Source organism: [Bacillus] selenitireducens MLS10 (genome assembly GCF_000093085.1).
GTDB classification, from domain to species: Bacteria; Bacillota; Bacilli; order Bacillales; family Salisediminibacteriaceae; genus Salisediminibacterium; species Salisediminibacterium selenitireducens.
Genome location: NC_014219.1, coordinates 2,966,316 through 2,988,373, shown reverse-complemented (window position 1 = coordinate 2,988,373; position 22,058 = coordinate 2,966,316). Strand labels below are relative to the sequence as shown.

Here is a 22,058-nt window from a genome sequence, read left to right as displayed (position 1 = left end):
AAATATAACGAAAGCATTAAGGGAATGACCTCCAGCGTGCCATCATGGAATACGATGATCGCTATGGCTTTTTCCCTGAAGCTGTGCTCGCTGATCGGATCTATGCAACAAGAGAGAATCGCAGCTTCTGCAAAGCAAACGGAATTCGGTTAAGCGGTCCCCGACTGGGCAGCCTCCTAAAAACGAAAAAGCGGAAGACAAACAATTGGCCTACCAAGATGCCTGTGAACGGAATGCGATTGAAGGAAAGTTCGGAGAAGGCAAACGTTCCTATGGGTTAGATCTTATTCGAGCTCGACGAAAACAGAGTAGTGAAACGGTTATCGCCATACAAATTCTCAACTTGAATCTTTCGAAGGTGCTTCGGGACCTTCCTTCTTTTTTCATTTATATTTTGGTGGCCAAAATCCGAGATTATTTTACCGATTTTCAATCGAAAAATAACGATGAATGGGTTGTTCAGTAACCCCTAAGTATTAATTTTGTATCAAAAATTGTCGATTATTGAATAAAGAGTTTATTTTTTTATAAAGCATTGTTTATATAAACTATATATGTAATAATTGACTCAAATTAAGAAAAGGAGGAAAATGATAGGTGGAAGTTTAGAGTTCACTTGGAGTTTCAATGTACAGATTGATCAGTCAGGCGGGAAGGTCATGGACTAACAACCTTTAATGCGGAGGAAATTAAAATTTATTATTGGAGGTTTGAGATGAAAAAGTTAATAATTACAACTTTTATTGTCACTATTATTATGATGAGTTTTCCATTCATTCAGAAAGTTGAAGCTATTTATAATGACCGCCTTCCTGGTTCTGGTAATATTACCACTGTTCAGGTTAACATCGATAATGGATTGGAACAGCGCTATATAACTGCTTGGAACAGTGCTGTTAGTGATTGGAATAGCGCCCAATCTAATATTACGTTTGATGTAACAACTGCGCCTTCGGGTAACCTTCTTTCAGCTCAAAGCTACGCTACTGAACCAAATCTATTTGGGAGAATAACATACCATGGATTATCAGACTCAACTACCCCTTTTTCTACTTACTTAAATACTAGTAACTCTAATATAATGACCAGCGCTCTTACTAGAAGAAGTACAGCGTCACATGAGCTCGGACATGCTTTAGGACTTGCTGATAATTCACTGAATCCATCTATAATGAATACTAGTCGAAATAGAACATCAATTTATACACCACAACCGACTGATATTACTAATGTAAACTTTTTATATGACTAGAAACATATACCTAAATCTATAATGCCACCTTTTTCGGTTGTGAATCCTTAATGTGTTTTTCCTAAGTTGCGTAAGGACACTAATATAAAATACGAGGTGTTTTAGAGTATGAAAAATATTTTCTATAAATTTGGTTGTTTGATTCTCTTTAGTACTTTATTTACTGCTTGTAACGGTGAATATGAAAATTCATCCCATGATAAAGTGATGAAGATGGGGATAAGCAATGATGAACAAGTGCCTAATAGTATTAAAGATGTAATTGCTAATTCAGATCTAATAGTTCGTGGTAAGTTTAATGAGGAATTAGAAATCATTAACGCTATTAGAGACGCTCATGATCCTTCAAAGGAGGGACATGACTATCAAAAGGGACATATTTATGATTTCACAGTTTATGAAACTTATTTTACAAATAATAGTGAGGTGAGTGATTCTGTAAACATATTATTGAGTTCGGAGACCCAAATAGATGTAGTGGATGAGGAAAATAACATAGAGGATCAGGTAATTATACCAAATTTAGATTTTGATAAACCTGATTTTGATAAAGAATATATATTTTTCTTGTATGAAACAAACATTGAAGATGGTCTTTATTCTAATGCGCATGCAATAGCTCAAATTGAAATTGATCAAAGTGGGGAACTTAAGTTCATTTCTGATAGAATAGTAGGACAGTTAGGTGAAAATATAGATATTAGTTCAAATAACGACGAGGTTCATTCTTTAACTGAACATCGTGGTGTACTAAATATTGATGTTAAAGTAGAATCACAATTGATAGATGATATCCTTGGCGATATGAAACTAGAGGATTTAGAAGAGAAAATTAAAAAATGATTTTAAACAAATTTTTTTGTTATATTAAGTGACGAGTATGACAGCATATTGAGCAAATTCCAATCCCCCTAATAAACTGGAGACATAGCATCTGCACATAAGTATCTATTCAGAACAACGGTGATTAAGTTTACTATACTAAGAATGTGTGATTTAATTTTAAATAGTTCCGTAATAATGCTCCCTAATATAATTAACTCAACTTTCGCACCGATAAACTAACGTCAATGCCTTCATTCTCTAACTGCTGAACGTATTCAAACACTTAAATAATGCCGGCATTAGAAAGTCCTTTGGCTTTACCAGTACTTATTTATTCCAGTTAATATTCTCGTTGATATTCGAACACAAAAATTGGTTTCAAACCTTGGAAGGAAAGAAATCTTCCGATTTCCCTGCAAAAGATGCTGTCTACCGCTTTCTAAACCAGTCTACGTTTTCCTGGCGACGATTTCTTTCTCTTTTTAGTACCGATGTGATCAAACGCATAACAAGATTGACGGATCATACACGTCCCAAAGGACTGATACTGGATGATTCCTCTTATGATCGGAATCGAAGTGAATCTGTTGAACTGCTTGCTCGTTGTTGTGATCATGCGTCTCAAAAAATGCGCTATTATAAAGGTTTTCGGATGCTCAAACTGGGTTGGTCTGACGGCGGCACCTTCATCCCACTCGACTTTACTTTGCTTAGTTGACAGAATAGTCAAATCAACGGGATTGCTGAAGGGATTGATAAACGAACTTCCGGGTATAAGCGCCGTACTGAAGCACTTCAAAAAGCTCCGGACATTATTCCATTCATGCTAAAAAGAGCCATGAGTTTGGGAATCTAAGCCTCCTATGTGCTGATGGATTCCTGGTTCACACATCAGTCGTTAGTCAAAGAAGAGAAAGAATAAGGGTTGAATGTCATTGGCATGGTCAAAAATCTAAAACAACGTTACTTGATTGACGATAAACTTGTCAGTTTAAAAGAGCTTTATAAGCAAGCGACCTCTGTGGCTGGAAACAAGGGGTTTCTGCGATCTGTTCATACAATCACTGCAAATGATATTCCTGTCAAAATCGTCTTTGTTCGTAACCGGAATAAGAAAAGTGAATGGCTCGCCATACTTTGACAACGGACTGCACACTGGATGATAAAGAAGTTATCAAGATCTGTGGCATGCGCTGGGATATTGAAGTTTTTTTCAAGACAACGAAGTCATTATTGCGACTTCAAAAAGAGTTCCAAAGTCGTTCATACGACTATTGTTTTTGCACGATATATCGTCCTATCCTGGCAACATCGATGCAGCACGGATAACCGGACATTGGGTGGTCTATTTTATGATTTATGCGATCAAATTGAAGATCTCGATTGGGCCGTTGCACTTCAGCAGCTCGTCGAGCTTCTTCAAAATACGCTGAAACATGTGAATCGAAAGATTCAAGAAATGGTTAAAAGTCAACTCATGCAATGGGTCAACGCTCTGCCCAATTATATCAAGGCATACCTGCCTGTTTTAGTCTGCGAAAGTTGAGTAATTAATTATTTATATTATAGCACTAGTGTTGCATTAATGGTTCACACCCAAAAAGGTTTTCAGCTATCTCAACACACTATATATAGTGTTGGTTACAGGTGAAGAACTCTGTATATTGTACTTATAGAGGTTTGATTTTATAAAAGTTGGCTTTTTGGGGTCAAACCATTAATTAATTCGTAATATTGCTAAAATTCCCAATCTTCAAAAAATGATTCCAAGTATAAAAAAAGTCCTTTATAATAGATAGGTCAGGTGGTAAACCCGTCCAAATCCATTAGTAAAGGACCAATCGCATGGACAAGATTACACGAAAAACATCATTTGGACAATGGTTTTCAGCTATTAATTTTCGATTATTTGAAAAACAGGTTGAATCATTGAAATCAGATCTCTATACAAAAAAACTGACGACAGAATCTTTTTTGAAATTAATGCTCTTTGCTCAAGCGGAAACAAACAGTAAGCTAAAAGTCTTGAAGATAAGTCGCTATTTAAGGGCAACCCTTTGGAAACCTGCATATCTTTGGTTAAGAAGAATTGAAGCAAAGTCAGTCCCCTGATCGTCAAAAATTGTTGTCGTTACTTACGTCGAATTGTATAATTTTCCAAAAGGATGGAGCCACCTTTGTTTGGGTATTTACTTTTTTAGCTCTTTTCAAAGCAAGCATTAAATCTGAATATTCGGACTATATTTATGCAACACTAGTGGAAGTATCATAATATAAAAAATGAATTTTTAAGGGGGAAATATGGAGAAACTGTTATTTTTATTGTTTTTGTTATTTGTTCTCGGTGCTTGTAATTCAACTGGTGAGGTATTACCCGATGAGAAACCTGATGACTTTGCATTCTCTTTGAAATATGGGGTGACAGCAGCAAATGAGTTAAATACTTATAACAACACTTACACAAAAGATTTAGTGGAGGATGGAACAGCTACAACAGAAATGATACTTTCCAATGAAGAGATGAATTTTATTTACGAAAAGTTTAGAAGTGCTGATGTTTTAGGGTTGCCAGAAGAAAATGGGGAGTCACCATGCATGGAGCCATATAATAGATACGAGCTCTCCATGACGGTAGATGATGAAGATTATACAGTAAAGTGGGATACATCATGTGAAACAATAGCCCTTAACAATTGGAAAGATACGATGAATGTTATAAATAGAGAAATTATTTTTCCTAAAGATGAGTATCAATCACTCCCTGAACCTACTGGTGGTTACGATTAAATATATATTTTTTCTATATAAAAGTTCAATCACAGCTGATTGAGCTTTTTGTGCTTGGCAGTACATTACCTTAACAAACATAAGTCCTGACTACGCCTGTATGGCACCAAGGCATACTTATAATATACAGATGACATCTGTATTATTATACCGCTAATCCTTTTATGGAACTTCGGATTATACTGACCCCTCGGGGATTTCCGATAAGCAAATGATAGTGCAGGGGAAGAATTATAGACTAGTGTAACTGCTAGACTAAAGTGAACATAAACTGCTTGATTGAATTAAACGCTTTCCGTTACAAAGTTCTTCTCTCCAGTAACAAAACACACCTGCCAATTAAACCTTAACTGACAATACGTTTTCTAAAGGGGGGGACACTTTTCCGCAAAAACATGCGATCATTTCGCGGAATTGTATTGAGGTGTTCCACAATCACACGTGGAAGCGGTCACGGTGATGTACAGGGAAGGCTGAAAGGCTTTTGTGTCAAGGGATTTTGAAAATGGATAAGTAGATGAACGCTCTTCGGGGATGGTCCTGGAGGGCGTTTTTGTAGCAGATCGGCAAGAAAGGTATTCAACGAATTGTGGTATATGATAACATTATAGGAAATTATGGTATGATTTGAACGGAGGAGAAACCGGATTATGGAGAAAATCGTGAAGAAAGAACAATTGATTGGTCTATTCGTCGGTTTTATACTGATCGTAGGACTCTTCAGTTTTGGTGATTATCGAAATGGGGAAACTGTTGATCTGTCGAAGCACTTATCATTCGGTGTCTATTTTGTTGTTGTCATGTATGTCTTTCAAACGATTGACGAATTCAGAAAAAGGAAGAAAAATCCTGGGAATGATGGTGATGGTCTGTCGAAGAAATGAGTAGCAATCTAATCCGGTGTTGATCATCACCGTGTTTGAGGCTGGCCGGAGGGCATCTTCAGGTACCCGCTGGAACTGCGGTGTTCTCTGGTTCCTTCTCGTTACCGGGATCATTGAACTGTACACCCAGTGGCAGAAGGTCGAGGAATATGAGAGTGAATTGTGGAGCCACGTGAAAAGGAAAACGGATCTTAAAAAATTCCCCCTGCGGGATTCGGCAGAGGGAATTTTTATGTGAGAGATTATTTGAGAATGTCGTGATCGACGTAACGTTCGCCGTTCAGTTCACTGATGATATTGATGGCAACTTCCGCACCGTGTCCGGCGGTGACAATTGTATGGACACTCTTGTTGGCACATGTGCCTGCCGCCCAAACGTTTGCCATGCTTGTCTCGCCATTGTCCTTCACGTCAACGACTTTTTGAATCTTAGGCTCGCTGCCTTCTTTCACGGCAATACCTGATTCTTCGGCGACGTTTGCCATCATGCCGGTGGCGAGAAGAATGTGCTTGCCTTCGAACGTACCGTCTTCTGTGACGGCCTTTGCACCGTCTGCTGCAGCTTCGATTTTAGTCACTTTGCCGGCTTTATGCTCAGCTCCGAATTTTTTCATTTGCTCAAGGCCGGTGCTGACGAGATCAGGGCCTGAAATGTCCTTCGCACCATAGTGGTTTTCCACCCATGCTTTTTTCGTAATCGACTGGTCGCTGTCAAGCACAAGTGTTTTCTTTCCTGCTTTTGCTGCGAACAATGCTGCGCTTGCACCAGCCGGTCCGGCACCTACAATTATGAGATCATACATAATAAGTTTCACTCCTTTGATTTCTTCTGTACATCCGCTCACCTTCCCGAAAATCGATAGAATAAACCATTATGCATAATTTTGTTTCCCCATAATGCTATAATCAACAAAGGAGGTGCAGGCGTATGGCGTTTTTTCTGAATGAAGCCCGAATTCGTGAGATCAGGGAAATAATTCAACAGGAACGGCCTGGGTCATCAAGTCCGGAACGGGCCCGTGCGTTTGCATCAAGGATTCATGAGGAAATTGACGTCAGGCTCGATCTGCTCGGGGAATCCGAGAAGAATAAGCTGAAAAAGCAGCTGATCCGTCATGCGGTGAAAAAACAGTCATTTGTCATCTCCCATGATGAGTTCAGGGCTCTGTCAAAGGAGCTTGTGGACCCTGCTGAGGTGGAAACCCTTCTCAGTCCGCCGGGTACTGTTCAGGAAGAGGAAAACCCGGGGCATGCAAGTCAGGGCTTCTCAAAGAGTCTTTACCTGATGGCAGGCGGCGCGGCCTCCTTGATCATGGTGGCACTTCTTGCGGCAGGCTATGACGGCGAGGATCCGAATGCCACCGCCGGGGAAGGGCATCTTCAGGTACCGGCAACCCAATCACTTTCCGTTGAAGAAGCTGAGCCAATCGAGCGGGTCGACAATGAATTACCGGCTGACATGCAGTATCAGGATGTTCCGACAGAAGAACTCAGGCTATGGCTCGATGAGCGGCAGTCGAAACTCGCATCTGAAGAGCGGTTATCAACCATCATTCAGACGGCAGGTGATTTCAACATTCACCCGTATGTCATCGTGGCCATTGCCGGGCAGGAACAGAGCTTTGTGCCCCGGGATCATCCCTATGCAGATGAGATCATCAACAATCCGTATAATGTCTTTCACAGCTGGCGGGACTACAACACGGATCTGCAGGATGCAACGGAGATTGTCAGTCGGACAATAACGACCCTCAGTGCCGACCGTCCGGAAGGCATGGATGTCTTCGAATGGATGAACCGCAAATACGCCGAGCATGATGAATGGTGGATTGGCGTCAGACAGATTTATGATCAGTTACATAATGAGATGGATGAGAGAGGATGACGCATATGAGTATGGACCAGAACAAACCGTTAGGCGAATTGACCCCTGAGGAGCTGTATTTGTATATTCTCACGCTTCTTACAGAGAACGGCAAGGTTAACGGTGATCAGGCAGCGGCACTGATGATGAAGATCCAAAACAAGGATGAACTCGGCTATGAGGACCGGATCTTTTTAAATGAATCCATCGATCAGCTCAAAGAGTATTTGTTCGTCGATGAGGACACGTCGGAAGAGTCCGCAGAAGAGAAGCAGGATGCAGATGCATCAGAAGAGGACAAAGAAGCCGCAGGACAGGAAGAACCGCCATCCGAAGTAGCGTATGATTCAGAGCCGTCAGATGAAGAAGCCGCTCCGGAAGCCCCGGCAGAACCTGCAGAAGCAATGCCGGAAGCAGAAAAAGAGGAAGAAGCATCCACTGCAGAAACATTCAACGAAGCAGTCTCTGAAGAAGCGCCGGAAGAACCTGAAGGCGAAGAGTCTGAGGAAATGGATGAAGGAATCTCTGAAGAGGAATCGGACGAAACGGAACCGTCCTCTTCTGAGGAAGACGACCAGGTATGATTGGACTCAGCCGTCAAAACTGGCGGCTGTTTTGCATGCAGGAAAGGATTGTTTGACTGACTTAGTACCGAATTATAACCCGGATGTGAAATGTTTGTGAGATGTGCAGGAAAAGCTGGTAATGGTTGCATCTGCATTGTATGATTCTCTCAGGAAGGAATAACAATATCGATATAGTGAAAAGGGGTTTGTCACATGAAGAAAACAGCTGCGATCATTGCCGGTGCCCTATTGTTTCTTACCGCTTGCGGAAATGATGAAGCATCTTCGGACGTTGTCAGTGTTGAGGATGTCAATCTCGATACGCTCGAAGTCGAGCTTGACGTGCCGGATCATGCTGAGCCTGGTGAAGAAGTCAGCTTCTCTGCCTATGTCACTCAGGGGGATGAAGAGGTAAACGACGCCAGTGAAGTGAAGTTTGAGATCTGGACTCATGATGATAAAGAGAACAGTGAAATGGTCGAGGCAGATCTGCCTGGAACCGACGGTGTGTACACGATTACCTTTACGGTAACGGAAGAAGAGGTCTATTTTGTGCAGCCGCATACGACAGCCCGCGGTCAGCACGTCATGCCCGTGAAGTATTTTGCCGTCGGAGAGGCTGAGCTTCCGGATGATGTGGAAACAGAAGAGTGGGAAGAGGGAGACATGTCTGATCATCACCATGGTGATGGCCATGACGATAGCAACGAGAACAATCATAACCATTAACGGATACAAGCCCGGCCACCTGAGATCAAGTGGCCGGGCTTTTTCGCATGTCAAATCAGTTTAACAGCATCAGAAGAAGTGTCACGGTCAGCACACTTAAGAGCGTGCTGACAAGTGTCACGCTCGAGATGAAGGCGGGCTTCGAATCGAAGCGAACGGCGTACATGACGATGGTCGCGGCGCTTGGCATCGCGGCACTCACGATCAGCACATTTTGAAGAAGCGGATCAAACGGGAACAACAGCGTCAGGCCATAGGCAATGATCGGTGAGAGGAGGAGTCTCACCGTGACTGCATAGCTTAACGGCCGCCATTCAAACTGACTCCAGGACATGTTCGCAAGCTGCATGCCAAGGATGATCATGACCATCGGGATCGCCGCCTCAGCGAGGATGTTGACGGTACCCATCAGATTGTCAGGGACCGTTAGCCCGCTCCACTGCGTGAAGACGCCGGCAAGCACCGCATAGGTCACCGGCATCCCAAGCACGCTGCGTAATGCATAGCGGGCACCGGCGCGTCCCTTTGCCGCATAGTAGACGCCGAAGATATTCATAATAATGGACTGCAACACCATAAAAGATACAGCAAAGGCGAAGCCTTCCTGGCCATAGGCAAATAAAATAATCGGGGCGCCGTAATTCCCGGAATTCATAAAGGCTGTACTTAAGATCCACGCGCTTTCGTCAGTTGACGAGGCCTTCGTCAAGGAAGCGGCGGCTTTATTTATCGCGATGAGGGAAAAGAGAAGAAGCAACGCGAAGATCACCATGAAGCCGTACTGCCGGTCGAGATCCGCTTCATAAAACGTCTGGAACACAAGCGCCGGTGTCGCGACATACAGGGCGACCATCGACAGGGGAGCGATATCGACTTTCTGCCATTTCTGAATAGCGAAGCCTGCACCGAATACGAGGAGGACAGGCAGGACCACCTGAATAAATATTGTCATCACACAACGTTCCTTTCTGCACACAATATCCCCATTGTACTACAAAGCGGGCGGATTGAAACAGCTCGATCAAGACAGTGAGACAGGAACCGTTGAAAAACTTGTATATACAAGTTATACTGAAAGGAACAGCGGGCATAGTACCTTTAAACGAACACTCACGAAAGGATGTTTCATTATGGCGCGTACAATGAATGAATGGTGGCGAAAAGCCGCCGTCTACCAGATTTATCCGAAATCGTTCAATGATACAACCGGGAACGGTACGGGAGATATTCAGGGGATTATTGATAAACTCGACTATATCAACGAACTTGGAACCGATGTTATATGGCTGACGCCGATTTATGCATCCCCGCAAAAAGACAATGGGTACGACATCGCCGATTATTTTTCGATTCATCATGAATACGGCACGATGGCCGATTTTGACCGTCTCCTTGAAGGGGCTCATGAGCGGGGGATCAAAGTAATCATGGATATCGTCGTCAACCACACGTCAACGGATCACGAATGGTTCCAACAAGCACGGTCTTCAAAGGAGAATCCGTACCGGAACTATTACATTTGGAAAGACCCGGTCGACGGCAGGGAACCGACGAACTGGCAGTCCAAATTCGGCGGGAACGCCTGGGCATACGATGAGGCGACCGGACAGTATTACCTGCATCTCTTCGACATCACTCAGGCGGATCTGAACTGGGAGAACGAGGATGTCCGTCGGGACGTGTACGATATGATGCACTTCTGGTTCAAAAAAGGTGTTGACGGCTTCCGCCTCGACGTGATTAACCTGATTTCGAAAGATCAGGCATTCCCGGACGACGACGGATCAACGGCGCCCGGGGATGGGCGGAAATTCTATACGGACGGTCCGCGCGTCCATGAGTTCATGCACGAAATGAACAAAGAGGTCTTCTCACACTATGATGCCATGACCGTCGGGGAGATGAGTTCGACGACGATCGATCACTGCATCAAGTATACCCGTCCCGACCGTGAAGAACTTGACATGACCTTTAACTTCCATCACCTGAAGGTTGATTATCCGAATGGTGAGAAGTGGGCTCTTGCGGATTTTGATTTTATACAGCTGAAAGAGATTCTGTCTGAGTGGCAGACCAAGATGCACGAAGGCGGGGGCTGGAACGCCCTGTTCTGGTGTAACCACGACCAGCCGAGAGTCGTGAGCCGCTACGGTGACGATCGGGACTTTCATAAAGAATCGGCAAAGATGCTTGCAACGACCGTGCATATGATGCAGGGGACGCCGTATATTTATCAGGGTGAAGAATTCGGGATGACGAATCCGAAGTTTGATTCGATCGACGATTACCGGGATGTGGAGACGCTGAATTTCTATCAGGATCAGCTCAGGAAGGGGCGGAAGCCCGAAGAGCTGATGCCGATCATACAGGCAAAAAGCCGTGACAACTCGAGGACGCCGGTGCAGTGGAATGCCGGGAAAAACGGCGGATTTACAGATGGAACACCGTGGATTCCGGTTCCTGACGTATACGAGTCAATCAATGCAGAGGCTGCGCTTCGCGATCAGGATTCCATCTTCTATCACTACAAAGACCTTATCCGACTGAGAAAGGAACTGGACATCATCACAACCGGGAACTATCAGGTTTGGCATCTGTCAGATCCGCGTCTCTTTGTCTATACGAGAGAGACCGAAACGGAAATGCTTCTTGTTGTGAGTCATTTCTACAAGGGGAATACGACGCTCAAACTGCCTGATGAGCTGAGACCGTTCACGGACAGTGCCGAGCTGATTCTTTCAAATAAGGCAGAGGCGCCGGACCTCACCGATCACATGCCTGTCGGATCCTATGATTCACACGTGTACCTGATGACCAAGTCATGATACACTGAACGGGGTGATGACGCATGCAGAACAAATATATTGAGATCTACAAACGAATTGCAGATCAAATTCAGGATGGACTCTATGCACCAGGAACCAAGCTGCCTTCTGAACACGAACTGATGAATCAGTTTGACACGTCCAGGGAGACAATCCGCAAGGCATTGAATCTCCTCGCTCAAAACGGGTTTATTCAGAAAATCCAGGGAAAAGGCTCTGTCGTCCTTGATGCGCAGAAGTTTGACTTCCCCGTCTCAGGCCTCGTCAGCTTTCGTGAGCTTGCCGAGAAGATGGGGCAGCGATTTCGCACGCACGTCGAGGATCTCGCTTACGAGAAACCGGCAGAAGAGATTCGTGCTAAGCTCCAAATACCGGCTGGCGGTCATATCTGGCGGGTCTTGCGGGTTCGTGAGATTGACGGAGAACGGATCATCCTTGATAAGGATTATCTGAACAGCACGTACGTCGACCATCTGACAAAAGAGATTTGTGAAGACTCGATCTATCAGTACATCGAAGGAGACCTCGGGCTGACCATCAGCTTCGCGAAGAAAGAGATCGTCGTGGAAGAGCCGACAGAGGAGGATCGCCGCCTCCTTGAGCTGAACGGGCATATGAATATTGTCGTCGTCCGAAACTTCGTCTACCTCGACGACGCGACCCTCTTTCAATATACGGAATCACGGCACAGACCGGACAAATTCCGCTTTGTCGACTTTGCCAGACGGAGTCACGGCAAATAAACAGGCCTTGGTGTCAAAAAAAGAAGCTCTTATCCGCTGTGAACGGGTAAGAGCTTCTTTGTCATTCTGCAAAAAATGGATTAACCTTTTGCCTTAGGTTTCTTCAGCATATCCATAATCGTCGCGCGGAGCTCACGGTCATGGACACATTTGGACAGCCAGGCCGTCGGTTTTTCGTCCGTCTCGTCTTTCACGCGGCGCATCAGCAGCGTTAAAAGGCGCTTCATGAGGCTGTCGTGATGCACGAGATCGACGCGCTTCCCCTGATTCAGAAGTTCTTCAACGGATTTGTGCGAACCGAGATCAATCGTTTCGGCCGTTTGCAGGAGAAAGTCATAGACGACTTCCGGATGTTCACTGCTTAAATAAACGTCAGGAACGAGGCGAATCAGTTCCGGTGACTGGCTTGCATGAGGCGCAAGGAGCGGCACGAGCCGATCGATGCGGTGCGTCGTGATAAAGTCAAAGGCGCGCTGACCGTTTGCCTCGGCAAGAGCATCCCGCAGCGTGTCAATAATCAGGGAATCGTCTGAACGCCCATATGCATTTTGCAAGGAAATCAGCCGGGATGGCCACTGATGTTTGATGTCTTCGAGATGTTCATCTTTCAGATGCTTTCGGATATGTTTGTTTTTCATCTTTGCTTCCGATTCAGGTTTCAACGCATCCTGCAAATCGTCCTGCGTCATTTTATGCTGGGCTTTTCGGTCCGCGATCACCTTGTAGGCTTCCATCGCCTCAGCCGAGTCGGCAGTCGTCTTGTTGGAGAGAAAGAACGAGTCAAGAAACCGTCCTTCTTTGTCAAGAATGGCAAAGATCACAGGGACATCCTGATCAAACAGCAGGGCGTGAATCTTGCGGGGCGGAACGAACCGCTCATACTTAATCATGTACTGGCGGCCACTGTTCTGATCCATGAACACTTTCTTTCCTAAAAAGCTTGGTTGTAATACTGGCATAAGTTACCAATCCCTTTCTCATCGTAGTCATTGTGCTCAGTGTAAGGCAACTCCATAAAAAGAAAAGGTTAAAGTCTCGTACACATTCTTTTCGTTAAAGATCCTCTCACTCTATGATACTATTATTTGGTACGATTGTGTAGAAGTAAAAGGAACTTCTCTGAAATCAGAGAAGTTCCTCACGTCATGTCACTAAATTTTCCAGTGCTTCTTTTAATTTCGGATAGCGGAACGTATAGCCGTGAGCGGTTAACTGATCAGGCAGCACTTTCTGTCCTTCGAGGACGAGGACGCTCATTTCACCGAGGGCTGCTTTCAGCATAACGCTCGGTACCGGTGCCCAAAACGGTTTACCGAGAACGACTGAGAGGGTTTTGCCGAAATGCTTCATCTTCTCCGGATTCGGTGCCGTGAAGTTTACCGGACCCTCGAGGTCTTCCTGATCGAGGAGGAAGACGACGCCTTTGGCCACATCTTCGAGATGAATCCAGGACATCCACTGTTCACCGGTTCCGAGCTTTCCTCCTGCATAGAGCTGAAAGGCCGGCAACATCTTCTTCAATGCGCCGCCTTCTGTGGAGAGAACGACGCCGAATCGTGCATAGACGAGTCTCGTTTCATCAGGTAAGTCCTGCGCGGCCTCTTCCCAGGCGGTGACCACATCTGCGAGGAAATCCTCTCCGGGTTCCGTATCACGTTCCGTAAAAGTCCTTGAATAGGACGTTCCGTAAATTCCGACTGCGGATCCGTTGATGAGGACTTTCGGCTTTTTCTCAAGGGCATGCAGGATGCGCACCGTCTCACGGGTTGCCTGCAGTCTGCTCTTGAGGATCTTGTCTTTTTTCGCAGGTGTCCACCGTCCTGAATTCAGGTTCTCACCGGCGAGGTTGATGAAGGCATCGATACCCTCAAGCTCCTGTTCAGGGTAGCTGTTCGCGCTGAGCCAGCGCACATACTGAATATGCGGTTCACTGGAGCGGTTCACGGTACTCCTTGTCAGAATATAGACGTCATGGCCGCTCTCCACCAGTTCTTTTGTAATCGCACTGCCGATCATACCGCTTCCACCACTGATTGCAATTCGCATGGTCCGACACTCCTTTCACTTTACAATACTCGTATGTCTGTCTTTTCCTTTAAATGCACTGAATCAAACCAAAAATCGACAATCTGGAGGGACGTTATGATTAAACTGTCCAAAATCAAAGAGGCCAAACGCACGAAGGGGCGCTATCATCTCTATGAAGAGAAAGACGGATCCGAGACCTATATCGGCACAGTGTCCGAAGAGACCCTGATCCGCCACAACCTGATCCGGGCCAGGGAACTGTCTGAAGAAGAGTTCGAATCCATCAAGAGCATGGAAACCGTCGACAGGGCTGTGCAGCTTGCCGTGAACTTCATCTCCTTTCGGATGCGTTCGGAGCGGGAGATCATCAGCTACCTGAAGAAAAAAGAGACAGAGGAAGACGTGATCCCCGAGGTGCTTGATCGGCTTGATCAGCTCAATCTCATCGACGACCGGGCCTTTGCCCAGGCATTTGTGAGAACGAGACGGGATACAAGTACGAAAGGACCGATGCACATCCGCCAGGAGCTTTATCAAAAAGGTGTCGAAGGCGCGCTGATCGATGAGGCGATGGAGGAATTCGGTGAAGATGAAGTCCTCGAAGCGGCAGTCCGGCTCGCGGCGAAGAAGGCCGGGGAGTACCGCCGGGAATCCAAAATCAACCGAAAGAATAAGCTCATGCAGCTCCTGATGCGAAAAGGGTATCAGACAGGGATCGCTTCAGTCGCAGTGGAGCGTGTATTGTCGGATCAGGAAGAAGAGGAAGACGGAGAGACTGATGAAGAATGGGAGAATGCCGTGTTTCACGGTGAGAAACTCCTTGCGCGCATCACCGAGCACGATCCGGCGAAACGGAGGGACCGGCTTAAAAAAGGCCTGTACAGAAAAGGGTTTCCGATGCCCGTCATCCAACGCTTTATCGATGAATATGTCTCAGAATCGTAAGCGGCGGACTTTCTTTTTTCCCTCGTTCCATTTTATAATGGATACAGGAAGCAGACAGCCTGGAGGGATTGTTTTGGATAAAAAATACAGTGAGATGAGCATGGCGGAACTGCAGACGGAAATCGGGGATTTGACTGTGAAAGCCCAAAAGGCGGAACAGCGGGGTATGATCAGTGAGTATGCCGTTCACGAGCGGAAGATTCTCATGGCCCAGGCCTATCTCCTTGACCCGGATGACTTCCGTAAAGGGGAACGTTACGTCTTTAAAGGCGATGAAGAAGAGTATTTTGACATCGACTATCTGAACGGGGTCTTTGCATGGGGCTACCGCTCAGGAAGCTCAGAGCTTGAAGCTGTGCCGATTTCGGTATTCGGTAAGCAGTTGCCTGTCCGCTGACGGTATGGAAGAAAGGATGTTGTATTGTGAATGACTATCATGAGCGACTGACAAACCGCCTCCTTGAACATAATGACAAACTGAGCTATGCAGAAGCCCGGACCTGGGTGGAGCTTCTCTGGGAGGACTTTGAATCCACGCAGGCGAAAGCCGGACGCACATATAGAGGCAAAGAAACGACGGAGAAGGTGCTCGTCCAATGGATCGATCACCACGGATCAAAGCTCCATGAAGTCCTGCAGGAAAATAAAAAATACCGGGAATGGTTTGAGAAAAAGAAGTTCTATCATTAACCGGTTCGCCGGCTGCAAAGAGAGAAAAGGGAAGCCCCTCGTGACAAGAGGAGCTTCCCTTCTTCGTTGATTCTGCGGTCATCGCGTCTCTTCAGTGCGCATTCAGGTGGGCGGTTCTTCAGGACGAACCCTGTTCCGACATGATGAGTTTTCGTCTCAGCGTCTCTGTGTTGTAAATCCATCCCGTATAAGAGCCGCGGATACTCAAGTCCTCATTGAGACGCACGATGGCGACGAACGGGTAGTACCCTTTACTCCGGTAGCGGAGATCGATGAATTTCACCGAATACCCGTGAGGTTCAAGGGAAACATACCACCGGTAGGCCGGAGAGAACGAAAGAAAGGCTGAGAGATTCTCGTCTTTTCTCGCCGCATTGATCACCGGGTCATCCGGGATCGGTTCGAACGGATACGTCTCAAAATACTGAATGTCACCGCGCTTGGCTCCGGCCACAAACATCTCCGTCTCCGTCCGGACAACGATGTGCCACTGGTGCCATTTGAACGTCGGGGAGGTGAAGATATGCGTAGCATCAGGATGCAGTCGTTCCATCTCGAGATACACCCGCCGCTGTGCACGGATCCGCCAGATATAATATACTGTGAGGAACACGTACAGTGTCAAGAAGGTATAGCCTGGGTCAAAGCCCATGTTCCACATGATAATCGCCACGATATGCGTCAGAAAAATGAGCGGGTCGAGAATATTAATGACCCCGAGGGCAAGCCATTTCGGGTAAAATGGGGAGAAGGCCTTTGTGCCGTATGCGTTAAAGATATCGACGAATACGTGGAGGAACACGGCAAAGAACGTCCACAGGAACAGGTGGAACGGATTGACATTCGGAATGATGCTGTCAATGAAGATGGTGATCAGTGCGGCCCAAATGAACCAGAACGGCACGGAATGCGTCACGCCCCGGTGATTGCGTATGTACACGGCATTGTTTTTCAGTTTGAGGACCGTGTCAAAATCAGGGGCCTGCGAACCGATCAGTGCCCCGATCAGGACGGCCTGGGTCATTTCCGGAGAGCCGCCGACAACGGGGTCAAGGGTAGCGAGTCCGCCCACTGCGAAGCCCATAACCACATGCGTTCCGGTATCCATATCCGCAACACCCTCCTTCCTGTCTGATCAGATGATACTGTTACTTTACCCGATTTACTTGTAATTTAAAAGATGAGGTGCATCATTGATGAAACAAATTCAGACAACCGCTTTTCAACACGATTTACTCACCTGGTATCAGGCGGACAACCGGGATCTTCCATGGCGAAAAGACCAGGATCCCTATAAGATCTGGGTCTCTGAGATCATGCTCCAACAGACACGCGTGGAAACGGTCATTCCCTATTTCAACCGCTTTATCAGTCTCTTCCCGACTCCGGAGGCCCTCGCGGAAGCGGCCGAGGAGGATGTACTGAAAGTCTGGGAAGGACTCGGCTATTATTCCAGGGCACGGAATCTGCAGGCTGCAGTGAAAGAAGTGACGGCAGATTACGGAGGAAAAGTGCCGGATACGGAAAAGGAAATCCGGTCTCTCAGAGGAATCGGGCCTTATACGGCAGGCGCTATTCTTTCCATTGCATACGGAAAACCGGTCCCTGCAGTGGATGGCAATGTGATGCGTGTCATGTCAAGGCTTTTGACACTGTATGACGACATCGCAAAACCGAAGGCCAGGATCCAGATCGAAAACATTCTCCGGGATCTCATCCCGACAGAGGATGCAGGAGATTTCAATCAGGCGCTGATGGAGCTCGGGGCGACGGTCTGTACACCGAAGAACCCGCAATGCCTGACGTGTCCGGTCGTGTCACACTGTCATGCGAGAGCTGAAGGTGTGGAATCCCTCCTTCCCGTGAAAGCAAAAAAGAAACCGCCGCGAACGGAGCGTTGGCAAACCACTGTCATCGTCGACGCCGACGGACGTGTCCTGATTCAAAAACGGCCTGAAACAGGCCTTCTCGCAAACATGTGGGAGTTCCCGATGATTGAAAGTGATGAGCAATCCGGCGAAGAAGCGCTGATTGACGCGCTGACAAAGAGATACAGTGGCATTGCCGTCGATCATGTGACACATACCCAGCAGGTCAGGCATGTTTTTTCACATATTGTTTGGGAAATGGATGTTTTTCTTGTACGATTAAAGAACCGGGTCAGTCTTTCGGGTGACGAATTAATGATGCCGCCTGAAGAGTTGACCTACTATCCGTTTTCCGTCTCGCATCAGAAGATCATAGACGGAACCATTGCAGAAGAAGTGATTGGCAAGAGAAGCTGACAACAGAAAGGAGAATGAGTGATGAAACTGCGACTTCAAGGAAAAAATGTGCTCGTAACCGGAGGTTCAAAGGGAATCGGCAAGGGCATTGCCAAAGCCTTTGTGGCGGAGGGAGCCAATGTCGCCATTGTGGCAAGAGGGGAAGAAGCGCTCAGGCAGGCGAAGGAAGAGACGCCGGAACTTGTGACGATGAGCGCTGATCTCATGGACCGGGAGGCCCGTGAACAGGTCATGGACTGGTTCACGGATACCCTCGGGACGATCGATATCCTGATCAACAATGCCGGCGGCAGCAGCGGATCGACGTCGATGGAGACGGATGTGGATCTCTTCAGGGATGCCCTTGAGCTGAACTATCTGTCCGCTGTTCATTTCAGCCAGATGGCGGCATCGGCCATGAAGGAAGCCGGGAGCGGATCGATCGTCAATATCTCCTCAATCTTCGGCCGAGAATCAGGCGGAAAGCCTACATATAATGCGGCAAAGGCGGCGATGATCAGTTTTACCAAATCGTTCGCGGACGAGTTGATCAAAGACGGCGTCCGGGTCAACGGCGTTGCCCCGGGTTCGATTTTGCATCCGACAGGCAACTGGCAAAAGCGCCTTGATGAAACACCGGAGAAGATCAATCAGTTTGTCAAAGACCAGATTCCTGCAGGCCGCTTCGGTACGGTCGAGGAAGTGGCGGACGTCGTCGTCTTTCTCGCTTCGGACCGGGCAAGATGGGTGTCCGGTGCGACCCTGAATGTCGACGGCGGCCAGTCCCGCTCCAATTTTTAAACAAAGACACACCAACAGGAGGATGATGACGATGATGTTTGATGCACAGCACAATCCGTATAAAGCGAAACGCCAGGTGACCTACTCCAAAAACGGGATGGTCGCAACGAGTCAGCCCCTCGCCGCAGAGGCAGGCCTCACCATGCTGAAAAAGGGCGGCAACGCCGTCGATGCCGCAATTGCAACGGCTGCATGCCTGACGGTGACGGAACCGACGTCCAACGGAATCGGAAGTGACGCCTTTGCCCTCGTCTGGATCCACGATGACAAAAAACTTTACGGGCTCAACGGCAGCGGCCCGGCACCTGAGGCGCTCTCCATCGACGTATTGAAGGAGAAGGGCATCACTGAAGAGATGCCGGCCTTTGGCTGGACACCTGTCACGGTGCCAGGTACACCGGCCGCGTGGGCGGAGCTGTCAAGACGCTTTGGCAAACTGCCGTTTAAGGAGCTGTTTGAACCGGCCATCCGTCATGCACGAGACGGCTATCCTTTGTCACCGGTGCTTGCTTTTTTCTGGAACAATGCAGCAAAGCGGTTTAAAGAAACGTTGACGTCAGAGGAGTTCAGCGCCTGGTTTGAGACGTTCGCTCCGGGCGGAGAAGCGCCGCAGGCCGGGGACCTTTGGCAATCCGAGGGCCATGCCAAAACCCTTGAAGCCATTGCAAAAACAGATGCGAAAGCCTTCTACAGCGGCGAACTGGCTGACCGGATTGATGCGGCGTCCAGGGCACAGGGCGGCTATCTCCGTAAGGAAGACCTGACCTCCTTTCAGCCGGAGTGGGTGGAACCGGTTTCGGTCAATTACAAAGGCTATGACGTCTGGGAGATCCCGCCGAACGGACAGGGCATGATTGCCCTCATGGCACTGAAGACCCTGCAGGATGATACCTTCGCCACGCGCGATACCGATCAGACCTTTCACTATCAGATCGAAGCGATGAAGCAGGCCTTCACCGACGGCCTGCACTACATCACAGAACCGTCAGACATGACGCAGAACGTCTCTTCGATGCTGAGTGACAGCTACGCACGTGAACGACGTTCGGAGATTAAGGGCGAAGCGATGGAACCGAAGCCCGGCGATCCGTCTTCAAGCGGAACGGTCTATCTTGCAGCTGCGGACAAAGACGGCAACATGGTCAGCTTTATTCAGAGCAACTACATGGGCTTCGGCTCGGGTGTGGTCGTGCCCGGAACCGGGATTGCCCTGCAGAACCGCGGCCATAACTTCAGCCTCGATCCGACTCACGACAACGCACTGAAGCCAGGGAAAAGAACGTATCACACGATCATTCCAGGCTTTATGACGAAAGGTGACGAAGCCGTCGGACCATTCGGTGTCATGGGCGGATTCATGCAGCCTCAGGGGCATATGCAAATGGTGATGAATACCGTGGACTTTAAGCTGAATCCGCAGGCAGCCCTCGATGCACCGCGCTGGCAGTGGCTGAAGGGCAAGAGCGTGCAGCTTGAACAGACTGTGCCTGAACATATTGTGAACGGCCTGTTGAGAAGGGGACACAAGGTGGAGATCGCCGCTCATGACGGCGCCTTCGGCCGCGGGCAGATTATTTGGCGGGATCCGAAAACCGGAGTGTTGGCAGGTGGAACCGAATCGAGAACCGACGGGGCCATCGCAGTCTATTAACAGCGAATCGCATGGGAAAGGTGCTTTGTTACGATGACACATAAACATTTGTTTTTTGCATTTTTACGGGTGGGGCTCCTCGGCTACGGGGGAGGCCCCGCCGCCATTCCACTCGTTCAAAAAGAAGTGGTGGAGAATTATAAATGGATGACGGATGACGAATTTTCCGACATGCTGGCAATGGGCAACACCCTTCCGGGGCCGATCGCAACAAAGCTCGCGGGTTACGTGGGCTACCGGGTTTCCGGCATACCTGGCATGCTCAATGCCCTCGCCGCGTCCGTCTTGCCGACAGTGATCCTGATGATTCTCCTGCTGGCGACGCTCAGTTCCTTTCGGGATCTCGGCTGGGTTCAGGGGATGACGCGGGGCGTCATACCGGTCGTGGCCGTGCTCCTCGGTGTCCTGACCTGGGGATTTATTGAGAAATCCAACAAAGATCTCGGCTGGCTGAAGGTGACGCTTCTGATTGTGGCGTCCGTCTTGCTGATTCAGCTCGCAGGCGTCCATCCGGCAATCGTGATTGCCGCATTGATCATCTTCGTTCTTACAAAGCCGACGGGGCGCAAGAAAGAAGGTGAGGAGGCATGATTTATTGGGAACTGTTTTTGGCTTTTTTACTGCCGGGTATTCTCGGCTACGGCGGCGGACCGGCGACGATTCCCCTCGTGGAGTACGAAGTCGTTCACCGCTATGAGTGGATGACGAGCGGGGAGTTTGCGGAGATGATCGCGCTCGGCAATGCGCTTCCGGGCCCGATTGCAACGAAGATGGCCGGTTTTGTCGGCTTTCAGGAAGCCGGGATCATGGGTGCTGTCGTGGCCCTTGGCGCGATGGTCATCCCGTCTCTGATTCTGATGATTCTGCTCATCAGTCTCCTGATGAAATACAAGGATTCACCGAAAGTGAAGATGCTCTCTTCGATCGTCAGGCCGACGATCGCTGTCCTCTTAGGGGTTATGACGTTCCGCTTCATCGGCGATTCCCTTGATGAAAGCGGCTGGATTCAGACGGTGCTGATTATGGGTGTGAGCTATGTCCTGCTCGAAATCAGAAAGATTCACCCTGCCTACGTCATTTTGTTTGCCCTGTTCTATGGGGCTCTATTCCTGTAAATTTTAATGATAGTGAAGAAATCGTGTAATCTTGTTGGATAATGGGAAGAGAAATAAGTAGAATAAGTCTCAAAGCAGGGAGAAAAGGC

At 47.7% G+C, this 22,058-nt stretch carries 22 protein-coding genes and 3 pseudogenes; 20 read left to right on the top strand and 5 right to left on the bottom strand.

The genetic code is table 11. The features are described 5' to 3' along the window. Positions 1-44 precede the first annotated feature (44 nt). The 7 genes and pseudogenes from BSEL_RS18380 to BSEL_RS14010 all read left to right on the top strand — a co-directional run bounded on the left by BSEL_RS18380 (position 45) and on the right by BSEL_RS14010 (position 5,748). Positions 45-466 (top strand): annotated as a pseudogene (locus BSEL_RS18380) (transposase). A gap of 249 nt (positions 467-715) precedes the next feature. Further along, a complete protein-coding gene (locus BSEL_RS17200; protein ID WP_013173666.1) occupies positions 716-1,252 on the top strand; it encodes a zinc metalloprotease in 537 nt (178 codons plus the stop codon). 108 nt (positions 1,253-1,360) lie between these two features. Next, positions 1,361-2,095, top strand: a complete 735-nt coding sequence (locus BSEL_RS14030; protein ID WP_013173665.1) for a hypothetical protein — start codon at positions 1,361-1,363, stop codon at positions 2,093-2,095. Between the two features lie 244 nt (positions 2,096-2,339). Beyond that, a pseudogene (locus tag BSEL_RS14025) lies at positions 2,340-3,623 on the top strand (IS4 family transposase). Between the two features lie 299 nt (positions 3,624-3,922). Next, positions 3,923-4,108, top strand: a pseudogene (locus tag BSEL_RS17590) (DUF4372 domain-containing protein); the annotation flags it as partial. A 270-nt stretch (positions 4,109-4,378) separates the two neighbouring features. Further along, the gene (locus BSEL_RS14015; RefSeq protein WP_013173663.1) at positions 4,379-4,864 is read left to right on the top strand and encodes a hypothetical protein; all 486 of its coding nucleotides are present in this window, start codon (positions 4,379-4,381) and stop codon (positions 4,862-4,864) included. Positions 4,865-5,514: 650 nt separating this feature from the next. After that, positions 5,515-5,748, top strand: a complete 234-nt coding sequence (locus BSEL_RS14010; RefSeq protein WP_013173662.1) for a hypothetical protein — start codon at positions 5,515-5,517, stop codon at positions 5,746-5,748. A gap of 242 nt (positions 5,749-5,990) precedes the next feature. Here BSEL_RS14010 and BSEL_RS14000 read toward each other — a convergent pair whose 3' ends face one another. Beyond that, entirely contained in the window at positions 5,991-6,551 is a 561-nt protein-coding gene (locus BSEL_RS14000; RefSeq protein WP_013173661.1) for an FAD-dependent oxidoreductase, read from the bottom strand. A 125-nt stretch (positions 6,552-6,676) separates the two neighbouring features. Here BSEL_RS14000 and BSEL_RS17190 point away from each other — a divergent pair, with 125 nt between their 5' ends. The 3 genes from BSEL_RS17190 (at position 6,677) to BSEL_RS13985 (ending at position 8,907) form a co-directional block, all read left to right on the top strand. After that, complete coding sequence (locus BSEL_RS17190) at positions 6,677-7,633, top strand: hypothetical protein (protein WP_013173660.1); 957 nt, start codon at positions 6,677-6,679, stop codon at positions 7,631-7,633. 5 nt (positions 7,634-7,638) lie between these two features. Continuing rightward, positions 7,639-8,196, top strand: a complete 558-nt coding sequence (locus tag BSEL_RS13990) for a hypothetical protein (RefSeq protein WP_013173659.1) — start codon at positions 7,639-7,641, stop codon at positions 8,194-8,196. 195 nt (positions 8,197-8,391) lie between these two features. After that, positions 8,392-8,907, top strand: coding sequence for a FixH family protein (locus tag BSEL_RS13985; protein WP_013173658.1), 516 nt, complete (start codon positions 8,392-8,394; stop codon positions 8,905-8,907). A 55-nt stretch (positions 8,908-8,962) separates the two neighbouring features. On the opposite strand, the gene BSEL_RS13980 is transcribed toward BSEL_RS13985, so the two are convergent. Continuing rightward, positions 8,963-9,859: an AEC family transporter gene (locus tag BSEL_RS13980; protein WP_013173657.1), complete on the bottom strand. Its 897-nt coding sequence runs from the start codon at positions 9,857-9,859 to the stop codon at positions 8,963-8,965. A 178-nt stretch (positions 9,860-10,037) separates the two neighbouring features. Between BSEL_RS13980 and treC the strand changes: the two genes are divergently transcribed. Beyond that, the gene (gene treC, locus BSEL_RS13975; RefSeq protein WP_013173656.1) at positions 10,038-11,732 is read left to right on the top strand and encodes an alpha,alpha-phosphotrehalase; all 1,695 of its coding nucleotides are present in this window, start codon (positions 10,038-10,040) and stop codon (positions 11,730-11,732) included. A gap of 23 nt (positions 11,733-11,755) precedes the next feature. Further along, positions 11,756-12,475 (top strand): trehalose operon repressor, encoded by a 720-nt coding sequence (gene treR / locus BSEL_RS13970; protein WP_013173655.1) that lies wholly within the window; start codon positions 11,756-11,758, stop codon positions 12,473-12,475. 80 nt (positions 12,476-12,555) lie between these two features. Here treR and BSEL_RS13965 read toward each other — a convergent pair whose 3' ends face one another. Continuing rightward, entirely contained in the window at positions 12,556-13,434 is an 879-nt protein-coding gene (locus BSEL_RS13965; RefSeq protein WP_155522751.1) for a hypothetical protein, read from the bottom strand. A 184-nt stretch (positions 13,435-13,618) separates the two neighbouring features. After that, entirely contained in the window at positions 13,619-14,521 is a 903-nt protein-coding gene (locus BSEL_RS13960; RefSeq protein ID WP_013173653.1) for a TIGR01777 family oxidoreductase, read from the bottom strand. Positions 14,522-14,617: 96 nt separating this feature from the next. Here BSEL_RS13960 and BSEL_RS13955 point away from each other — a divergent pair, with 96 nt between their 5' ends. From BSEL_RS13955 to BSEL_RS13945, 3 genes are all read left to right on the top strand, one after another. Beyond that, positions 14,618-15,448 (top strand): RecX family transcriptional regulator, encoded by an 831-nt coding sequence (locus BSEL_RS13955; RefSeq protein WP_013173652.1) that lies wholly within the window; start codon positions 14,618-14,620, stop codon positions 15,446-15,448. Positions 15,449-15,521: 73 nt separating this feature from the next. After that, a complete protein-coding gene (locus BSEL_RS13950) occupies positions 15,522-15,845 on the top strand; it encodes a YfhH family protein (protein WP_013173651.1) in 324 nt (107 codons plus the stop codon). Positions 15,846-15,871: 26 nt separating this feature from the next. Further along, on the top strand, positions 15,872-16,138 hold the full coding sequence (locus BSEL_RS13945) for a YfhJ family protein (protein ID WP_013173650.1): 267 nt from the start codon (positions 15,872-15,874) through the stop codon (positions 16,136-16,138). Between the two features lie 118 nt (positions 16,139-16,256). On the opposite strand, the gene BSEL_RS13940 is transcribed toward BSEL_RS13945, so the two are convergent. After that, positions 16,257-17,246 (bottom strand): metal-dependent hydrolase, encoded by a 990-nt coding sequence (locus BSEL_RS13940; protein WP_013173649.1) that lies wholly within the window; start codon positions 17,244-17,246, stop codon positions 16,257-16,259. Between the two features lie 88 nt (positions 17,247-17,334). Between BSEL_RS13940 and mutY the strand changes: the two genes are divergently transcribed. Genes mutY through BSEL_RS13915 form a run of 5 tightly spaced genes read left to right on the top strand, consistent with a single transcriptional unit; the run spans position 17,335 to position 21,969 of the window. Beyond that, positions 17,335-18,423 carry an A/G-specific adenine glycosylase gene (gene mutY / locus BSEL_RS13935; RefSeq protein ID WP_013173648.1) on the top strand — a complete coding sequence of 363 codons (1,089 nt, stop codon included), beginning with the start codon at positions 17,335-17,337 and terminating at the stop codon, positions 18,421-18,423. Between the two features lie 21 nt (positions 18,424-18,444). Continuing rightward, the gene (locus tag BSEL_RS13930) at positions 18,445-19,203 is read left to right on the top strand and encodes an SDR family NAD(P)-dependent oxidoreductase (RefSeq protein WP_013173647.1); all 759 of its coding nucleotides are present in this window, start codon (positions 18,445-18,447) and stop codon (positions 19,201-19,203) included. A 31-nt stretch (positions 19,204-19,234) separates the two neighbouring features. After that, the gene (locus BSEL_RS13925; RefSeq protein ID WP_013173646.1) at positions 19,235-20,854 is read left to right on the top strand and encodes a gamma-glutamyltransferase family protein; all 1,620 of its coding nucleotides are present in this window, start codon (positions 19,235-19,237) and stop codon (positions 20,852-20,854) included. 33 nt (positions 20,855-20,887) lie between these two features. Continuing rightward, on the top strand, positions 20,888-21,445 hold the full coding sequence (locus tag BSEL_RS13920; protein WP_013173645.1) for a chromate transporter: 558 nt from the start codon (positions 20,888-20,890) through the stop codon (positions 21,443-21,445). Beyond that, positions 21,442-21,969 (top strand): chromate transporter, encoded by a 528-nt coding sequence (locus BSEL_RS13915; protein ID WP_013173644.1) that lies wholly within the window; start codon positions 21,442-21,444, stop codon positions 21,967-21,969. The genes BSEL_RS13920 and BSEL_RS13915 overlap by 4 nt, the downstream gene beginning before the upstream one ends. Positions 21,970-22,058: the final 89 nt, after the last annotated feature.